General features: G+C 69.3%; 16 protein-coding genes. 7 read left to right on the forward strand and 9 right to left on the reverse strand.

Translation table 11 applies throughout. The features are described 5' to 3' along the window. Positions 1-31: 31 nt before the first annotated feature. Positions 32-457: a DUF1707 SHOCT-like domain-containing protein gene (locus HOV91_RS03250; RefSeq protein ID WP_174183921.1), complete on the reverse strand. Its 426-nt coding sequence runs from the start codon at positions 455-457 to the stop codon at positions 32-34. 225 nt (positions 458-682) lie between these two features. On the opposite strand from HOV91_RS03250, the gene HOV91_RS03255 reads away from it, so the two are divergent. From HOV91_RS03255 to HOV91_RS03285, 7 genes are all read left to right on the forward strand, one after another. Next, positions 683-1,768, forward strand: a complete 1,086-nt coding sequence (locus tag HOV91_RS03255; protein WP_174183922.1) for an S-(hydroxymethyl)mycothiol dehydrogenase — start codon at positions 683-685, stop codon at positions 1,766-1,768. Then, positions 1,762-2,391, forward strand: coding sequence for an MBL fold metallo-hydrolase (locus HOV91_RS03260; protein WP_217439403.1), 630 nt, complete (start codon positions 1,762-1,764; stop codon positions 2,389-2,391). The genes HOV91_RS03255 and HOV91_RS03260 overlap by 7 nt, the downstream gene beginning before the upstream one ends. Before the next feature lie 170 nt (positions 2,392-2,561). Beyond that, on the forward strand, positions 2,562-3,029 hold the full coding sequence (locus tag HOV91_RS03265; RefSeq protein ID WP_174183924.1) for an OsmC family protein: 468 nt from the start codon (positions 2,562-2,564) through the stop codon (positions 3,027-3,029). Then, complete coding sequence (locus HOV91_RS03270; protein WP_174183925.1) at positions 3,029-3,307, forward strand: acylphosphatase; 279 nt, start codon at positions 3,029-3,031, stop codon at positions 3,305-3,307. The genes HOV91_RS03265 and HOV91_RS03270 overlap by 1 nt, the downstream gene beginning before the upstream one ends. Before the next feature lie 31 nt (positions 3,308-3,338). After that, positions 3,339-4,163, forward strand: coding sequence for a hypothetical protein (locus HOV91_RS39670; protein WP_246349779.1), 825 nt, complete (start codon positions 3,339-3,341; stop codon positions 4,161-4,163). After that, positions 4,164-5,330: a glutathionylspermidine synthase family protein gene (locus HOV91_RS03280; protein WP_174183926.1), complete on the forward strand. Its 1,167-nt coding sequence runs from the start codon at positions 4,164-4,166 to the stop codon at positions 5,328-5,330. Between the two features lie 63 nt (positions 5,331-5,393). After that, positions 5,394-5,849, forward strand: a complete 456-nt coding sequence (locus tag HOV91_RS03285) for a DUF350 domain-containing protein (RefSeq protein WP_174183927.1) — start codon at positions 5,394-5,396, stop codon at positions 5,847-5,849. An 80-nt stretch (positions 5,850-5,929) separates the two neighbouring features. On the opposite strand, the gene HOV91_RS03290 is transcribed toward HOV91_RS03285, so the two are convergent. The 8 genes from HOV91_RS03290 to mutM form a co-directional block, all read right to left on the reverse strand. Then, positions 5,930-6,118, reverse strand: coding sequence for a hypothetical protein (locus HOV91_RS03290; RefSeq protein ID WP_174183874.1), 189 nt, complete (start codon positions 6,116-6,118; stop codon positions 5,930-5,932). A gap of 99 nt (positions 6,119-6,217) precedes the next feature. Continuing rightward, positions 6,218-8,347: an amylo-alpha-1,6-glucosidase gene (locus HOV91_RS03295; protein ID WP_438822623.1), complete on the reverse strand. Its 2,130-nt coding sequence runs from the start codon at positions 8,345-8,347 to the stop codon at positions 6,218-6,220. Next, positions 8,344-9,525, reverse strand: a complete 1,182-nt coding sequence (locus HOV91_RS03300; RefSeq protein ID WP_174183991.1) for a glycosyltransferase family 4 protein — start codon at positions 9,523-9,525, stop codon at positions 8,344-8,346. Before HOV91_RS03300 ends, HOV91_RS03295 begins: the two co-directional genes overlap by 4 nt. A gap of 351 nt (positions 9,526-9,876) precedes the next feature. Further along, positions 9,877-10,986, reverse strand: coding sequence for a winged helix DNA-binding domain-containing protein (locus tag HOV91_RS03305; protein WP_174183928.1), 1,110 nt, complete (start codon positions 10,984-10,986; stop codon positions 9,877-9,879). 76 nt (positions 10,987-11,062) lie between these two features. Beyond that, positions 11,063-12,607, reverse strand: coding sequence for a PstS family phosphate ABC transporter substrate-binding protein (locus HOV91_RS03310; RefSeq protein ID WP_174183929.1), 1,545 nt, complete (start codon positions 12,605-12,607; stop codon positions 11,063-11,065). 102 nt (positions 12,608-12,709) lie between these two features. Then, complete coding sequence (locus HOV91_RS03315; RefSeq protein WP_174183992.1) at positions 12,710-13,747, reverse strand: PHP domain-containing protein; 1,038 nt, start codon at positions 13,745-13,747, stop codon at positions 12,710-12,712. Between the two features lie 28 nt (positions 13,748-13,775). Then, positions 13,776-14,357 (reverse strand): dihydrofolate reductase family protein, encoded by a 582-nt coding sequence (locus tag HOV91_RS03320; protein WP_174183930.1) that lies wholly within the window; start codon positions 14,355-14,357, stop codon positions 13,776-13,778. A 63-nt stretch (positions 14,358-14,420) separates the two neighbouring features. Beyond that, a complete protein-coding gene (mutM, locus tag HOV91_RS03325; RefSeq protein ID WP_174183931.1) occupies positions 14,421-15,281 on the reverse strand; it encodes a bifunctional DNA-formamidopyrimidine glycosylase/DNA-(apurinic or apyrimidinic site) lyase in 861 nt (286 codons plus the stop codon).

The raw sequence follows: 15,281 nt of genomic DNA on the forward strand, positions 1-15,281 counted from the left end.
CAACCCGGGTGGCAGCGCCGATGAACGAGACTCAGCAGGCGCGGTGGGGGAAGCGGCCGTTCTCGAAACCGGCCACCATCCGGAACGCGAGCACGGCGCCCCACGGGCCGATCACCCACATCGGCCAGAAGTAGGTGAGAGCGCCGACGCCGAGCGAGATCGCCGCCCAGATCACCAGCACCAGCACGCTCACGGCCAGCCAGGTGCTGCCCTCGATGCGCTGCCAGATCGGAAAACGCGGACGGGCGGCCGCGGGTTCGGCGGCCTCTTTGCCCAGGTCGGGCAGATCGGACAGCACCAAGCGCAGGTCGTCGCGGTCGGTGGTGGCGTACACCTGGGCGACGCGCTGGTCGTACTCGGGCAGATCGATCCGCCCGTCTGCCATGTGCCTGCCGAGCAGGCGCACCACGGCGTCGCGTTCGGCGTTCGAGGCGCGGGTGCCGGTGGAGATGTCCATGCCTGGTCCTATCGACGGTTCCACCCTCCATAGTGGAATATGACTCCAGCATAAACCTCCTAAGTGGAATGTCAACCCTCCGGATCGATTCCGCGTCGAAAGCCGCGACTTGCCGCGCTCGGCCGGTAGTGTTCGAATCGTCGGAAACAGCTGTACGGACAGCTGTTCAGAATTGCGGAGCGGCCGTGCGGCCGTGTCGGCAGGGACTGCGCCGAGGAGGCAGAGGTGTCGGAAACCGTCCGCGGGGTCGTGGCCCGCAGCAAAGGCGCACCGGTCGAGATCGTCGAGGTGGTCATCCCCGATCCGGGGCCGCACGACGTGGTGGTCCGGGTGCAGGCCTGCGGGGTCTGCCACACCGACCTGCACTATCGCGAGGGCGGGATCACCGACGACTTCCCGTTCCTGCTCGGCCACGAGGCGGCGGGCGTGGTGGAGACCGTCGGCGCCGCGGTCACCCACGTAGCGGTGGGCGACTACGTGATCCTCAATTGGCGCGCGGTCTGCGGCGAGTGCCGGGCGTGCAAGCGTGGCCGTCCCTGGTACTGCTTCGACAGCCGGAACGCGAGCCGGAAGATGACGCTCGCGGACGGGACCGAACTGTCCGCCGCGCTGGGCATCGGGGCGTTCGTCGACAAGACCTTGGTCCACGAGGGCCAGTGCACGAAGGTCGATGCGGAGGCCGACCCCGCGGTGGCCGGCTTGCTCGGCTGCGGCGTGATGGCGGGCATCGGCGCCGCGATGCACACCGGCGACATCTCGACCGGTGACACCGTGGCGGTGATCGGCTGCGGCGGCGTCGGCGACGCGGCGATCGCCGGGGCCCGGCTGGCCGGGGCCGCGACCGTCATCGCCGTGGACCGGGACGCCCGGAAATTGAACTGGGCCACCGACTTCGGCGCCACCCACACGATCGACGCGACCGCCGAGGACGTGGTCGAGAAGATCCAGGAGTACACCGGCGGGTGGGGCGCCGACGTCGTCATCGACGCCGTCGGCCGTCCGGAGACCTGGAAACAGGCGTTCTACGGTCGCGACCTGGCGGGCACGGTGGTCCTCGTCGGCGTCCCCACCCCGGAGATGACCATCGACATGCCGCTGCTGGATCTGTTCTCGCGCGGCGGCGCGCTGAAATCGTCCTGGTACGGCGACTGTCTGCCGGAACGCGACTTCCCCATCCTGATCGACCTCTACCGCCAGGGGCGGTTGCCGCTGGACCGGTTCGTCAGCGAACGCATCGGGCTCGACCAGGTGGAGCAAGCCTTCGCCAAGATGCACACCGGCGACGTGCTGCGCTCGGTGGTGATCTGGTGAGCCCGCGCATCGACCGTGTCGTCACCTCCGGCACGTTCGCCCTCGACGGCGGTAGCTGGGCGGTGGACAACAACATCTGGCTGGTCGGCGACGACGAGGAGGTCGTCGTCATCGACGCCGCCCACAACGCCGACCCGATCGTCGCGGCGGTCGCCGGTCGCGCCGTCCGCGCGATCGTCTGCACCCACGGACACAACGATCACGTGACGGTCGCGCCCGAACTCGCCGAGCGGCTGGACGCACCGGTGCTGCTGCATCCCGCCGACGAGCCGCTGTGGCGCATGACCCACCCGGAATTCGCCTATCGACCGCTGGCGGACGGCGAGCGGATTCCGGTGGGCGACAACGAAATGGAGGTCCTGCACACGCCCGGCCACTCCCCCGGTTCGGTCGCGCTGCATCTGCCCGCCGCCACGGCGGTGTTCACGGGCGACACGTTGTTCGCGGGCGGTCCCGGCGCGACCGGTCGCTCGTTCTCCGATTTCGGCACGATCATCGAGTCGATCCGCGAACGTCTGCTGACGCTGCCCGAGGACACCACCGTGCACACCGGACACGGCGACTCCACCACCATCGGCACGGAGAAACCGCACCTCGCCGAGTGGATCGCCCGCGGCCACTGAGCCCTCGCGGACGATCGGATCCGATCGCCCGCGCTCGTGCGGGCAGGGCGTCATCCTCCCCGGGACTCGGTAATCCCGATCACGGCCGCCTGCCACGCGGAATGGCGCGGCCGGGCGCGGTGTTGCCAGCCGCGCGAGCAGATTGCGACGACAATGGCAGGATCGAACCCATGGCTGAACAGACCGTTACCACCGCCGGCGCCACCGTGGCGCCGAACGCGTCCGAACCCACCACGCTGTGGGTGGAGCGCACCGGAACCAGGGCCTACACCGGCCGCAGCTCCCGCGGCGCCGAGGTCCTGATCGGTTCGCAGGGCGTCGCCGGTGTGTTCACCCCCGGCGAGTTGCTGAAGATCGCGCTGGCCGCCTGTTCGGGCCTGAGCGCGGACTTCGCCCTGTCGCGCAAGCTGGGTGACAATTTCGACGCGACCATCCGCGTCTCCGGCGACGCCGACCGGGAGAACGAGGTTTATCCGCAGCTGGACGAGGTGTTCGAGCTCGACCTGAGCGAACTCGACGACGAGGCCAGGCAACGGTTGCTGGTCACCGTGCAGCGCGCGATCGATAAGGTCTGCACGGTGGGGCGGACGCTGAAGGCGGGATCGAAGGTGACGCTGTCGTTCGACATCGAGGCCTGATGGAGGAGACCGTTCGGTTGAGCGCCTGGGTGCACGGCCTGGTCCAGGGCGTGGGTTTTCGCTGGTGGACCCGGGCGCGAGCGTTGGAACTCGGGCTGGCCGGGCACGCCACCAACGCCAGGGACGGCCGGGTGCACGTTGTCGCCGAGGGGCCGCGACCGGCCTGCGAGCGGTTGCTCGCACACTTGCGTTCCGGCGATACACCTGGTCAGGTGAGGTTGGTTGTGGAAAGCTGGGAGCCCGCGCGGGGTGATTTGACCGGTTTCGAGGAGCGGTAGTGGTGGATCGGGCGACGAGGGGGGCACAGCGGTGAGCACGCGGAATCCGGGTGACGACGAGCGCCGGGACGAGTCCGAGCGGCCGTCCGGGCCGCGATCACCGGCCGAGGGCGAGCAGGCGCCGGCCCCTGGCGCACCCGGGTCCGGCGACGACCAGGACTGGTCGACGCCCGTCTCCGCCGGAACGGACCGGTCGACCCCCTCTTCGGCGGAGAGTGGCCCCGCCGAGCAGTCCGAGATCGACTGGTCGACGCCTACCTCGGTGCCGCCCGGTAGCGGCAGTACGCCGGACGCGGGGCAACCGCCGTCCGCGCCGCGCCCGGGCAGTATCCAGCGCCAGCAACCCGGCGTGACCCAGCCCCGCCCGCCCACCGTGGCCGAGGCACGAGCCAGGGAAAAGGCCCGCAGACGCGCCGAGGAAGCACAGCGCGCTGCCGCCTGGGCCGATGAGGCCAAGAAGCGCACGCGCAAGCGGGTCATGATCGGCGGTGTCGCCGTGGTCGGCGTCGCCGCCTTGGTCGGCGGCGGCTATCTGGCCTATCGCGCCCTGACCGCGCCGGACCGGGTGACGGCTCAGTGCGTCAAGGTCGAGAACGGTCAAGAGATCGTGGTCGACGATGCCTACTGCGGCGACGGGCGTCCCGGCTTCGTCAGCGACACCGGCGTCAATCCGGGTCTGATCATCCTCGGCGGCGGACCGCAGTACCGCTACTACTACGGCGGCACCGGCACCGTCGGCCGACCGCCGACCGGCGGCACCACGATCAAGCCGAAGAACGCCGAGATCAAGACCAAGAGCGGCACCACCGTCCAGCGTGGCGGCCTGGGCAGCAAGAGCACCGGCGGAGGGTCGTAGATGCGGCGCGTGCGGGATACGCCCCGGCCGGGTTGGCAGCAGACCATCGAAAGCCAGGGACTGGTCTACGGCTCCCCCGGGCGGGACGCGAGCGGTCAGCCACGGCCGTACTGGGACGAGTCGGTGCACTACGAGTTCGAGATGCCGGAGATCCTCGCCCTCGAGGCCGACGTCGAACTGCTGCACTCGATGTGCTTGAACGCGGTGGAGCACATCGTGCTCACCGAACGGTTCGCCGATTTCGGCCTGCCCGAGTGGAGCTGGGGCCCGATCGCCGAATCCTGGCGGCGTTCCGATCCGCACGTGTACGGGCGTTTCGACCTGCGCTACGACGCGCGGCGTCCGGCGAAACTGCTGGAGTACAACGCGGACACGCCGACCTCGCTGCTGGAGGCGGCGATCGTGCAGTGGCACTGGCTGACCGACCGCTACCCCGGCGGTGATCAGTGGAACTCGTTGCACGAAAAGCTCGTCGAACGGTGGGGCGAGTTGCGCGACGTGCTGCCCGGCCCGCAACTGCACTTCACCTGGTCCGGCGCGGACGCCACCGGCGAGGACAACGTCACCACCGCCTACCTGCAAGAGACTGCGGCCGAGGCCGGATTCGACACCATCGCGCTGCCGATCGAGGAGGTCGGATTCGACTCGGAGCTGGAGCGGTTCGTCGATCTGGCGGAGGCTCCGATCGAAGCCGTCTTCAAGCTCTACCCGTGGGAGTGGGTGCTCGACGACGATTTCGGCAAGCGCGTCGTGGACAGCCTGCCGGAAACCATGTGGATCGAGCCGCTGTGGAAGACCCTGCTGAGCAACAAGGCCATCCTGGCGGTGCTGTGGGAGATGTACCCGGGCCACCCGAATCTCCTGCCCGCCTACCTCGACCAGCCCAACGAGCTCACCGAGTACATTCGCAAGCCGAAGCTGGGACGCGAGGGCGCCAACATGACCATCGTCGGCGCGGGCCTGGAGACCGCGACCGGCGGCGTCTACGGCGAGGAGGGCTACGTGTACCAGTTGCTCGACCCGCTGCCGGAATTCGACGATATGCGCCCGGTGCTCGGCGCGTGGATCGTCGGCGACGCCGCGGCGGGGCTCGGCATCCGCGAGACCGCCGGGCTGATCACCGACGACGGCTCCGCCTTCGTCCCGCACCGCATCCTCACCGACTGAGCATCGTCACCGGCAAGCACTCATCCATCTCGGCGCACGCCAACCCATTTCGGAAGGATCAAGATGACCGCAGTCGCCCTGGAGTCGGGGTACTGGAGTTCGCTGGGCGAGGGTGTGGGAGCGATCGTCCTCTACGCCCTCATCGGCTTGGTGCTCATGCTCGTCGGCTTCTACGCCATCGACCTGACCACGCCGGGCAAGCTGCGCAAGCTGGTGGTGGCGGGCAAACCGAACGCCATCATCGTCACCGCCGCGGGCATGATCAGCATGGCGTTCATCGTGGTTCTCGCCATCCTGGCCGTCGGCAGCGGCGGCAAGCTCTCCGAGGGCCTGATCGCCGCGCTGGTGTTCGGCCTGGTCGGCATCATCGCCCAGGTCGTCTCGGTGCGCGTGATCGAACGGGCGATCGGCATCGATATCGGCAACGCGCTGCACGCCGAGACCTACACCGCCGAGGCGCTCGTGGTGGCGGCCGCGCATTTCGCGCTCGGGCTCGTCGTCGCCTTCGCGATCCTGTAGGGCTCCCGCCGGTCGGCGGCTCGGATCGGGCGGGGGGCTCGTGCCCCGCCCGATCGCCGCTGCGCGGTGAGACCCGTTCGTCAGTGCGCGTTTTGGTGGTCGAGGCAATAGGCCGCCGCTGCCAGGTATTGGCGGCAATCCGGGCCGTGACCGGCGTGCACGCTGCGAATGAACAGGGCGCGATCCAGGTCGAGATCCGTCGAGGGCTCCGCGGCACAGTCGCGATACTGCGTCCGCCACAGGTCCTGCATATCCAGCGATGTCTGCATCGTGCTCCACCTTCCGTGCTGCGTGTCAGTGCGAGAAGGCTTGCCAATATCCCTATGCCGGAGGCGTACCCGCTCGCGCCTCGCGGCAACCGATGTCCGTCACCGGGTCACCAGCCGCCAGTCGTCGGGCAGGCGCGCCGCGGTGATCTGCGTGCCCTCCGCCTCCAGGTCGACGGTCGTCGCGCCGAGCCGCAAAGCGCGCAGCGAGACCCTGCCCCACCGCGGCGGCAGCTGCGGCCGGACGGTGAGCGTGCGGGTCGGCGCGTCGGGGTCGAGGCCGAAGAACGCGCGCACCAGCAACAGCGGCGCCGCGCTCGCCCACGCCTGCGGTGAGCAGGACGTCGGATACGGCACGGGAGTGGCGAAGCGCGACCGGGGAAAGCCGCAGAACAATTCCGGCAGGCGCCCGTCGAACATGGCCGCGGCGTCCAGCAGACCGGTGGCCAGCTGCGTCGCCAGCTCGACCGCACCGGGCACGTGCCGGTAGCGCAGCAGGCCCGCCACCGCGATCGCCGTGTCGTGCGGCCAGACCGAGCCGCAGTGATAGCTCATCGGGTTGTAGGCGCCCATGTTCGAGGCCAAGGTGCGCAACCCGAACCCGGAGTCCATCTCCGGGCTCGCCAAGCGCGCCACCACCTCGGCGGCATGCTCGTCGGTGGCGATGCCCGACCAGAGACAGTGGGCGACATTGCTGGTCAGCGCGTCGACCTGGCGTTTGCCGCCGTCCAGCGCCACGGCGTACCAGCCGCGGTCGGGCAGCCAGAACTGCTCGGCGAACTTGACCCGCAGCTCCGCGGCCCGTTCGCGCAGCCGTCCGGCCATCCGCGGGTCGTCGAAAGCGTCCGCCAGTTCGGCCCTGGCCAGCAGCGCGGCGTGCACGTACCCCTGCACCTCGCACAGCGCGATCGGCGCCTCGGCGATATGGCCGGTGGCGTCGTTGATTCCGTCGAAGCTGTCCTTCCAGCCCTGATTGATCAACCCGCGGTCGGTCGCACGGCGATACTCGACGAATCCGTCGCCGTCCCGGTCGCCGTAGTCGGTGATCCAGTGCAGCGCGGCGTCGGCGGCGGGCAGCAGTTGCCGTATCACCTCGGCGTCCGCGCCCCAGCGATGGCATTCCGCCAGCAGCATCACGAACAGCGGTGTGGCGTCGGCGGTGCCGTAGTAGATGTTGCCGCCGAACACTTGCCCGCCCGCCGGGCCGCGGCGCATCTCGTGCATGATGCGCCCGGGTTCCTCCTCGGTGAGCGGATTGACGTCCTGCCCTTGCAGTTCCGCCAACTGCTGCAAGGTGCCCAGCGCCAGGTCCACCTCCAGCGGCAGCGCCATCCACGCGGTGAGCAGGCTGTCGCGGCCGAACAGGGTCATGAACCACGGCGCACCCGCGGCGACGAACGGGCGCGCGTCGCCGGATTCGTCGTGCATCTGCAACGCGCCCAAATCGCTTTCGGTGCGGCGCAGCACTCGGGTGAGCGCCGGGTCGGACGCGGCGATGTCGGTGGCGGTGTCCCGCCACGCCTCGATCTTGCGGCCCGGCGCGCTGATCCCGTAGTGCTCACCGGGCGAGATCGCCTGGAATCGCTGATTGCCCACGGTCGGCTGGGCGATGATCTCGGTCTGCCAGCACTCGCCGACCGGCACGATCACCCGCCATACCAGGGCACCCGGCATGACCTCCGGTTCCACGGTCGCCGAGATCGAGATCCCCCGGCTGCGGTCGGCGTGATCGTGCAGCACCAGTTCACCGTCGGCGACCGTCACGTCGGCCCTGGCATGTCCGGCACGGCCCTCCTTCACGGCGAACAGGTCGACGAAGTCGGCGTCCACGTGCAGCTCCAGCAGCACCGCCGTGGGCTCGCGACCCATGTTCTCCAGCGTGATCAACTCGTGCATGCCGTCGGCGACGATCCGTTCGCGCACCACCAGCAGCGTGCTGTCGGCCAGGCCCGCCTGCGGCGGCCTGCGCAACACGAACCTGGCGGCGAACGCCTCCGGACTCAGCACCGAGAGCGGCTCGGCGGGTTTGCCGTTCACCAGCAACTCCCAGCGCGACAGCACGCGCGCGTCCCGGAAGAACAAGCCGTGCGGTTTGCCCGGTTCGACATCGCCGAGCCGATTGGACAGGCAGAACGTTCCGCCTTCGACCAGGGTGACAGAGCCGCACCCCCCGAACCCGGTCGGCTCACCGGAGTTCAGGGGGGCGGGGTTCAACGGTGCGGAACCGGTCACGCCAATCCGCTCGCCGGAATCCTGACCGGCGCGGCGCCCGGCGCGGCGTCGACCGGCGCCGCGGTGTCCAGCGGCGCGGCGCCGAACCGATTCTTGGAGCGCAACAGCCGGCGATACACCTGCTCGTATCCGAAGCCGAGCGTGTCGGAGCCGAACTTCGCCTGCACGTGGGAACGGCAGGCGTACGGGTCCATCGCCCTGACCTCTTCGATGGCCTCGGGCAATTCGGCGGGATCCGAGCAGATGCGGCCGGTCACGCCGTCGACGATCACCTCGGACACCGCCCCGCCGCGCAGCGCGACGACCGGCGTGCCACAGACCATGGATTCGATCATCACCATGCCGAACGGTTCCTCCCAGCGAATCGGGAACAACAGGCAACGCGCATTGGCAAGCAGCTTACGCTTGGCTGCCGCGTCGGCGAGACCGAACACGTGGTCGTTGTCGGTCAACAGCGGCCGCACCTTCTCCTCGAAGTAGGCCTGTTCGGGACGTTCGCTGCACTTACCGGCGAGCACCAGCGGGATGCCCGCGGCGTGCGCGGCCTCCAGCGCCAAGTGCGGGGCCTTGCACTCGTTGAACCGTCCGAGGAACAGCGCGTAGTCGTCCTTCTCGACCCGGAACGGCCAGTCGTCGACGTGCAGCGCGTTGTGCACGCGCCCGGTCCAATTGAGGCCCGGTGCGAGCTCGCGCTGGCGGTCGCTGATCGCAACCAGCGCCACCTCGTCGCCCAGATCCTGGTAATAGCGGTAGATGTCGTCCTCGACCGGCCCGTGCACGGTCAGCACGGTCGGCAGGCCCATGCCCTGGAAGACCGACGCGTTGAGCGGGCCCGCGAAGGTGTGGTCGTGCACCAGGTCGACACCCGAAGTCGCCACGAGCTTCTCGATGGCGCGGCGCACCCGCAACGCGTGCACGACCTCGGGGAACGGCTCTCCGAGACGCTCGGGCAGCGCCCGGTCCCACACCGGCACGAACTTGGCCTTCGTCCCCGGCTCCCCCGCGCCCAACAAGGTGACGTCGTGGCCACGGGCCACCAATGCGTCGACCAGATCGGCCACCACGGCCTCGACACCACCGTATGCCTTGGGTGGGACGTCGAAGTACGGCGGCACGACCATAGCGATACGAAACGGGCCGCTGGAACGATCTGTCGACAAGTAGTCGGACGACGGCATTTCCAGATCGGACGATGCCTGCGCGGAAATCGGCACGGAAAGCGCGCTCATGACCCTCCTTCCAGGGACAACCAAGTAGCACTCGCATTCACCCAGCACTCGGAGTACCGGGCGCCGAACTGAACTAAGTGGCCGCCGCGGCGGGGGTGAAGACCTAGCTACACCGCCGTCCATGGGGCTTGGTTGGCCTGGTCACGCTTTCGGCATGATCAGGGGGGCCGAGTGGGAGGTACCTCAGGGGGGATCGTTCAAACCAAACAGTTCGGGAAAAATCGCACCTCCCAGCGTTCGTTCAGCTACCGATGGGTAGTCCGGTGGCCCCGCCTTGCCCGCCTGGCCGGACGCGGCGCGTCACCCCTCGATGACGACCCGGGGATCGTGCTCCGCCGCCGTGGCATTGCCGCCCGCCACGATGAACGACAGCAGATCCGCCGCCTCGGCGCGCACCGCCGCCTCGTCGGATGCCGACAGCGGGTGCCACGGCATGATGCGCAGCGTGGCTCCGTCCAGCGACCAGCGGCCGTGCGCGAAGCCGTCGACCAGGTACACGGGTACGCCCCCGGACGCTTCCGCGGCGGTGCGCTTGCGGTCTTCCTCGCTGATGATCCTGCGGCGGTCCTTGTGGCCGAGCAGGGCGTTGTCGAAGGCGGGCAGAAAACGCACCGGCACGGGCAGATCCGGCTCGGCCAGCGGCGCGTCCGGCAGGTCGAACAACACGCGACGCTGGTCGTCGGTGAACACCCGCAGCCGGGTGCGCAGGCCGTCGACGACCTCGGCCAGCCGGGTGATGCCCGCCCACGCCTGCATGTCGGCCACCGTGGCCGGACCGAACGCGGCGAGGTAGCGCAGCACCAGCGTCTCCGGCTGGGGCGCCTCGGCCATGGGCACGCCCGTCCATTCCTCGGCCAATCCGACCGTGACGTACCGATTGCGCCATCGACCCCACGCGCCGGACTCCGAGCCGTGCGCCAAGGGGACCAGCACCTCGACGGTTTCGGCGAGCCTGCGCGTGTGCCGCTCGGGGAAACGCGGGGCGAGCAGTTCACCGAGTTCGCGGCGGCGCAGCTGCTGTCCGGCCAGCAGTTCGCGTCCGGCCCGCGCGAGCTCGTCCAGATCGACGCCGTCGATCTCGTCGCGGTAATACGGCGCTTTCAGCGCGGCGGCGACCGTCGGCTGCACCGTCGGGCGCAACCAGCGGAAGTCGGCGGCATCGGCCAGGTGCACGGTCCGGCGGATCATGGTGGAGCGCACCAGCCTGCGCTCGCGCAGCAGCGCCGCCAAGTCGTCGTGCCGAAACCCGGCCGAACGCGACCACAGCCCCACATAGGGCCAATTCGGTTCCTGGCCCTGCACCGCGACCAGATGCCGGACGATGTCGAGCGGGGGAAGCTCCACTCGTTCCACCAGCTTCTGGCGGACCAGCAGCGTCCGATTCAGTTCGCGCAGCGACAGTTCCGTCATGCGTCCATCCTCGCCGAGCCCACCGACATCCCGGGCTCCCGCGACGCGGACCCGCTGTGCCGACGGTCCCGCCGATTCACTGATCGGGCAGGCAGCGGCCCGGGTCGGGCAGGTCGGCGCACGGCGCGTTGCCGTGCGCGCGCAGCACCTCTTTCCCGGTCTGGTCGGTCAGGTAGTGCAGGAAACTCGCGGCGAGCGAGTCACCGGGCAATTCGCCGTTGCTGTAGGCGTACTCGACTCCCCAGAAGGGATAGGTGCGCCGCACGGCGGCGTCACGGCCCGCACCCACGCCGTCGATCGCGATGGTCGGCAAGCCCGCCTCCATCGCCTCGGAGAGCTCCGCATAGCCGATCGCGCCGGGGATCTCGGCCACGGCCTTCCGCATGTCGGCGGTCACCTGCACCTCGCAGTGCGCGGACGCGGTGATGTTCGTACCCTTCAGCGCCGTGCAGCTCACGTGCGGGCGATCCGGCTGTGTGCCGTCGAGCAGCCTGCGCTCGAGGGTGTTTCGCGAACCCGATCCCGGTGTGCGGTTGACCAGCACCACCGGCAGGTCGGGACCGCCCACCTCGCGCCAGTTGCCGATCTCGCCACGGTACAGATCCTGGATCTGGGCCACGGTGAGACCACGGATGCGGACGTCGGGATGCGTGATCATGGTGAACAGCGACAACGCGAGCGGACGGTACACCAAACCCGGGTAGCCGCTGCCCTTCTCGCCGTCGGTGATGGCGAGCAGTCCGGGGTTCTTCGCGCCTTCCTCGGCCAACCGGTCGAGTCCGCGTTCGGTCCCCTCGAATCCGAAGCTGAAATGAGCTCCGGGACAACGCTTCTGATACTGCCCAGCAGCCTCTCGGATCACCGATTCGAACGCTGAGGACCCGATCACGGTCAGCCTGCCCGACTCGCATTCCAGCGGCGGCGGCGTCGGCTGGCGCCAGATCACCACGAGCAGGAACACGATCACCAGCACCTGCACCACCGTGAACACGACCAGCCTGCGGGGAGTGCCCGCCCGGGTCTCGATGATCCGTCCGCCCTTGATGCCGCCGCGCAGCACCGGGTCCGGGGCGGTTCCCGCGCCGTCGGAGCGTTCCAGGATGGCGAGGATCTTGTAGTGATCGCTCTTGCCGAGCGGCACCTTCGGCAGATCTATCACGCCGGTCTGCCCGCCGGTGTTCTCCTCGCGGACATCGATGCCGGAGTTGCGGCCCAGATGGTCGGCCAGCGACGAAGGATCGCTCAGCTCGTTCACCGCCATGCCGATCACCCGGCGCCTCGGGAAGTGCAGGTGCAGACCGACTTGCGCGGTGGGCGCGGTGTAGTCCTCGGCGTCGATGCGGGCGATGCCCGCGTTCTCGATGCGCACCAGGACCACCGAGACGTCCTGCAGGTCGGGGCTCGCTCCATCGGCCGAGGGCCGCAACTGCGTGAGCACGCCGGGAAAACGAGACTCGATCTCGCCGGTGACCGGCGTATCCATCTGCACGCGGTAGCCGAGCCGTTTGCGGCCGGAGAAGACGAACTCCCGCAGGAAGGCGGCGACCGCCACGAGCAGGGCTACTACCGCCACGGCGGTACCTATGAGTTCCAGAACGGTATCCAGCGGCAATTCACCCACCAGTTGATCCCACCCCCAGCAATACGTGTGGCCCCATTCTCGGCGGCGATCACCCACCGGCACAGGAGAAGTCGAACTGTTCCGCGACAGTTAACCCGTCGGTCATGCTCCCGCGCGAGTCCAGGCCAGCAGATCCGGCAGCGGCCAGGTGTTGATCACGCGTTCTGCCGGGACACCGTTGGCGAGGGCGCGCTCGCACCCGTACCCCTGCCAGTCGAGCTGCCCCGGTGCGTGCGCATCGGTGTCGATCGAGAAGTGGCAACCCATTTCGGCGGCCAGGCGCAGCAAACGGGAAGGGGGATCCAGTCTTTCGGGTCTGCTGTTGATCTCCACGGCGGTGCCGTAGACGCGGCACGCCTCGAACACCACCTCGGCGTCGAACGTCGACTCCGGCCTGGTGCCGCGTCCGCCCGCGACCAGGCGGCCGGTGCAATGGCCGAGCACGTCGACATTCGGGTCGGCGACCGCCCGCACCATGCGCTCGGTCATGGTGGCACTGTCGTCGCGCAGACGCGAATGCACGCTGGCCACGACGATATCCAGCCGGGCGAGCAGATCCGCCTGCTGATCGAGGGAGCCGTCGTCGAGAATGTCCACCTCGATGCCGGTGAGGATGCGAAACGGCGCCAACCGGTCGTTGAGTTCGGCCACCACGTCCAGTTGCTCGCGCAGCCGGTCGGCCGACAGTCCGTTGGCCACGGTCAGGCGCGGCGAATGGTCGGTGAGGGCGCAGTATTCGTGCCCCAGCGCGGCCGCGACCCGCATCATCTCCTCGATCGGGCTGCCGCCGTCGGACCAGTTCGAGTGGGTGTGCAGATCGCCGCGGAGCTGTGCGCGCAACGGCTTGCCCGGCGCCCCGATGGGCCGCGCGGCCGCGCGCAACTCGGTCAGATACCGCGGTACCGCCCCCGCGTAGGCCTGCTCGATGATCGCCGCGGTCTTGGGCCCGATACCCGCGAGTTCGGTCCAGGTGCCGGCCGCCCGGCGCGCCTCGCGCTCGTCGGCGGGCAGACCCGCGACGACGTCGGCGGCGCGCCGGTACGCCTTGACCCGGTGGGTTTCGGCCCGGGAGCGCTCCAGCCAGAAGCCGATCTCGCGCAGCGCCGCCTCCGGACCGAGCTCCGTGGCGCGGTCCGGCATCCCGGCCGGCTCCTGGTCGGGCACCGCCTCAGCGCACCCGGCTGTACTTCACGAAGGCCACGCCGTCTTCGAACACCGTGCTGGTGATCACCCGGAACTTGGCGGGTTCCGGCAGCCGCGACCCGGAGCCGAACAGCGCGCGGCCACGGCCGAGCACGATCGGGTAGAGCTTGAGGAAGATCTGGTCGATTTCCGGCAGCAGCACCTGCGCCAGCTCACCGCCGCCGCACAGCCAGATGCCCAGTCCGCTCTCCCGCTTGAGCTCGCGCACCTTCTCGATCGGGTTCTCCGCGATCAGCTCCACGGCCGGATCGGGACTCTCCGGCAGCGTGGTCGAGACCACGAACTGCCGCAGATGCGCGTACGGACTGGAGGTGCCGGTACGGACGCCGAAGTCGTGCGTCTTGCGTCCCATCAGCACCGTGTCGAAGTAGCGATTGCGCTCCTCCACACCGAGCGCCTCGCGCACCTTGGCGGGCAGCGTCTCGGGGTACTGCGCATTGATCGACGGACCATGATCGCCGCCGACGGGGAAGAAATCGACCGAGCCGTCCTCGGTGGCGATGAATCCATCGATGGTCGACGCGACGTAATAGGTGAGCTTGCGCATGCTTCCTTCCTCACGGTCGGGTGACATTCCGAACCGCCCTGAGGAAACGGTAGCTCGCCCGCGCTAGCGACGCCGAGGCTTCGGCTGGCAGCGCGGGCAGGAGTAGGACGAGCGGTTCATGAACCGCTCCCGGATGATCGGCGCACCACACCGGCGACACGGCTCGTGCTCCCGACCGTATACGGCGAGGGACCGTTCGAAGTAGCCCGACTGGCCGTTGACGTTCACATAGAGCGCGTCGAACGACGTGCCACCCGCGGCGAGCGCCTCGCCCATCACGGCGCCCACCTCCGCGAGCAGCCCGCGCAGGGCGGGCTTGGACAGTCCGGAGGCGAGCCGGCCACCGTGGATCCGCGCGCGCCACAGGGCCTCGTCGGCGTAGATGTTGCCGATCCCGGAGACGACGCCTTGGTCGAGCAGGACCCGCTTGATCTCGCTCTGTTTGCCCCGGATGACCGCGACCACGGATTCGACGTCGAAACGCGGGTCCAGCGGGTCGCGGGCGATGTGCGCGACCGGCTCCGGCACCAGGGTGCCGTCCACCTCGACCAGCGGCGCGAGCGCCCAGCCGCCGAATGTGCGCTGATCGATGAAGCGCAACTGGGTGCCGTCGCCGAAAGTCGCGCGGATGTGCGCGTGCTTCTCCACCGGCGCGTCGGCGTGCTGGACCAGCATCTGACCGCTCATGCCCAGGTGCACGACCAAGGCGGCTTCCTCGTCGTCGAAGGTGAGCCAGAGGAATTTGCCACGTCGCTGGGCCGACTCGACCGTGAGCCCGGTCAGCCGCGCGGCGAGATCGGCGGCGCCTTCGAGGTGGCGGCGCACCGAGCGAGGGTGGGTGATCGCCACCGATTCGACGACCCGGCCCACCACGTGCTCGGCGAGCCCGCGGCGCACGACCTCGACCTCGGGAAGTTCGGGCAC

Origin of the sequence: Nocardia barduliensis (genome assembly GCF_013315795.1) — a bacterium.
Taxonomy (GTDB): Bacteria; Actinomycetota; Actinomycetes; order Mycobacteriales; family Mycobacteriaceae; genus Nocardia; species Nocardia barduliensis.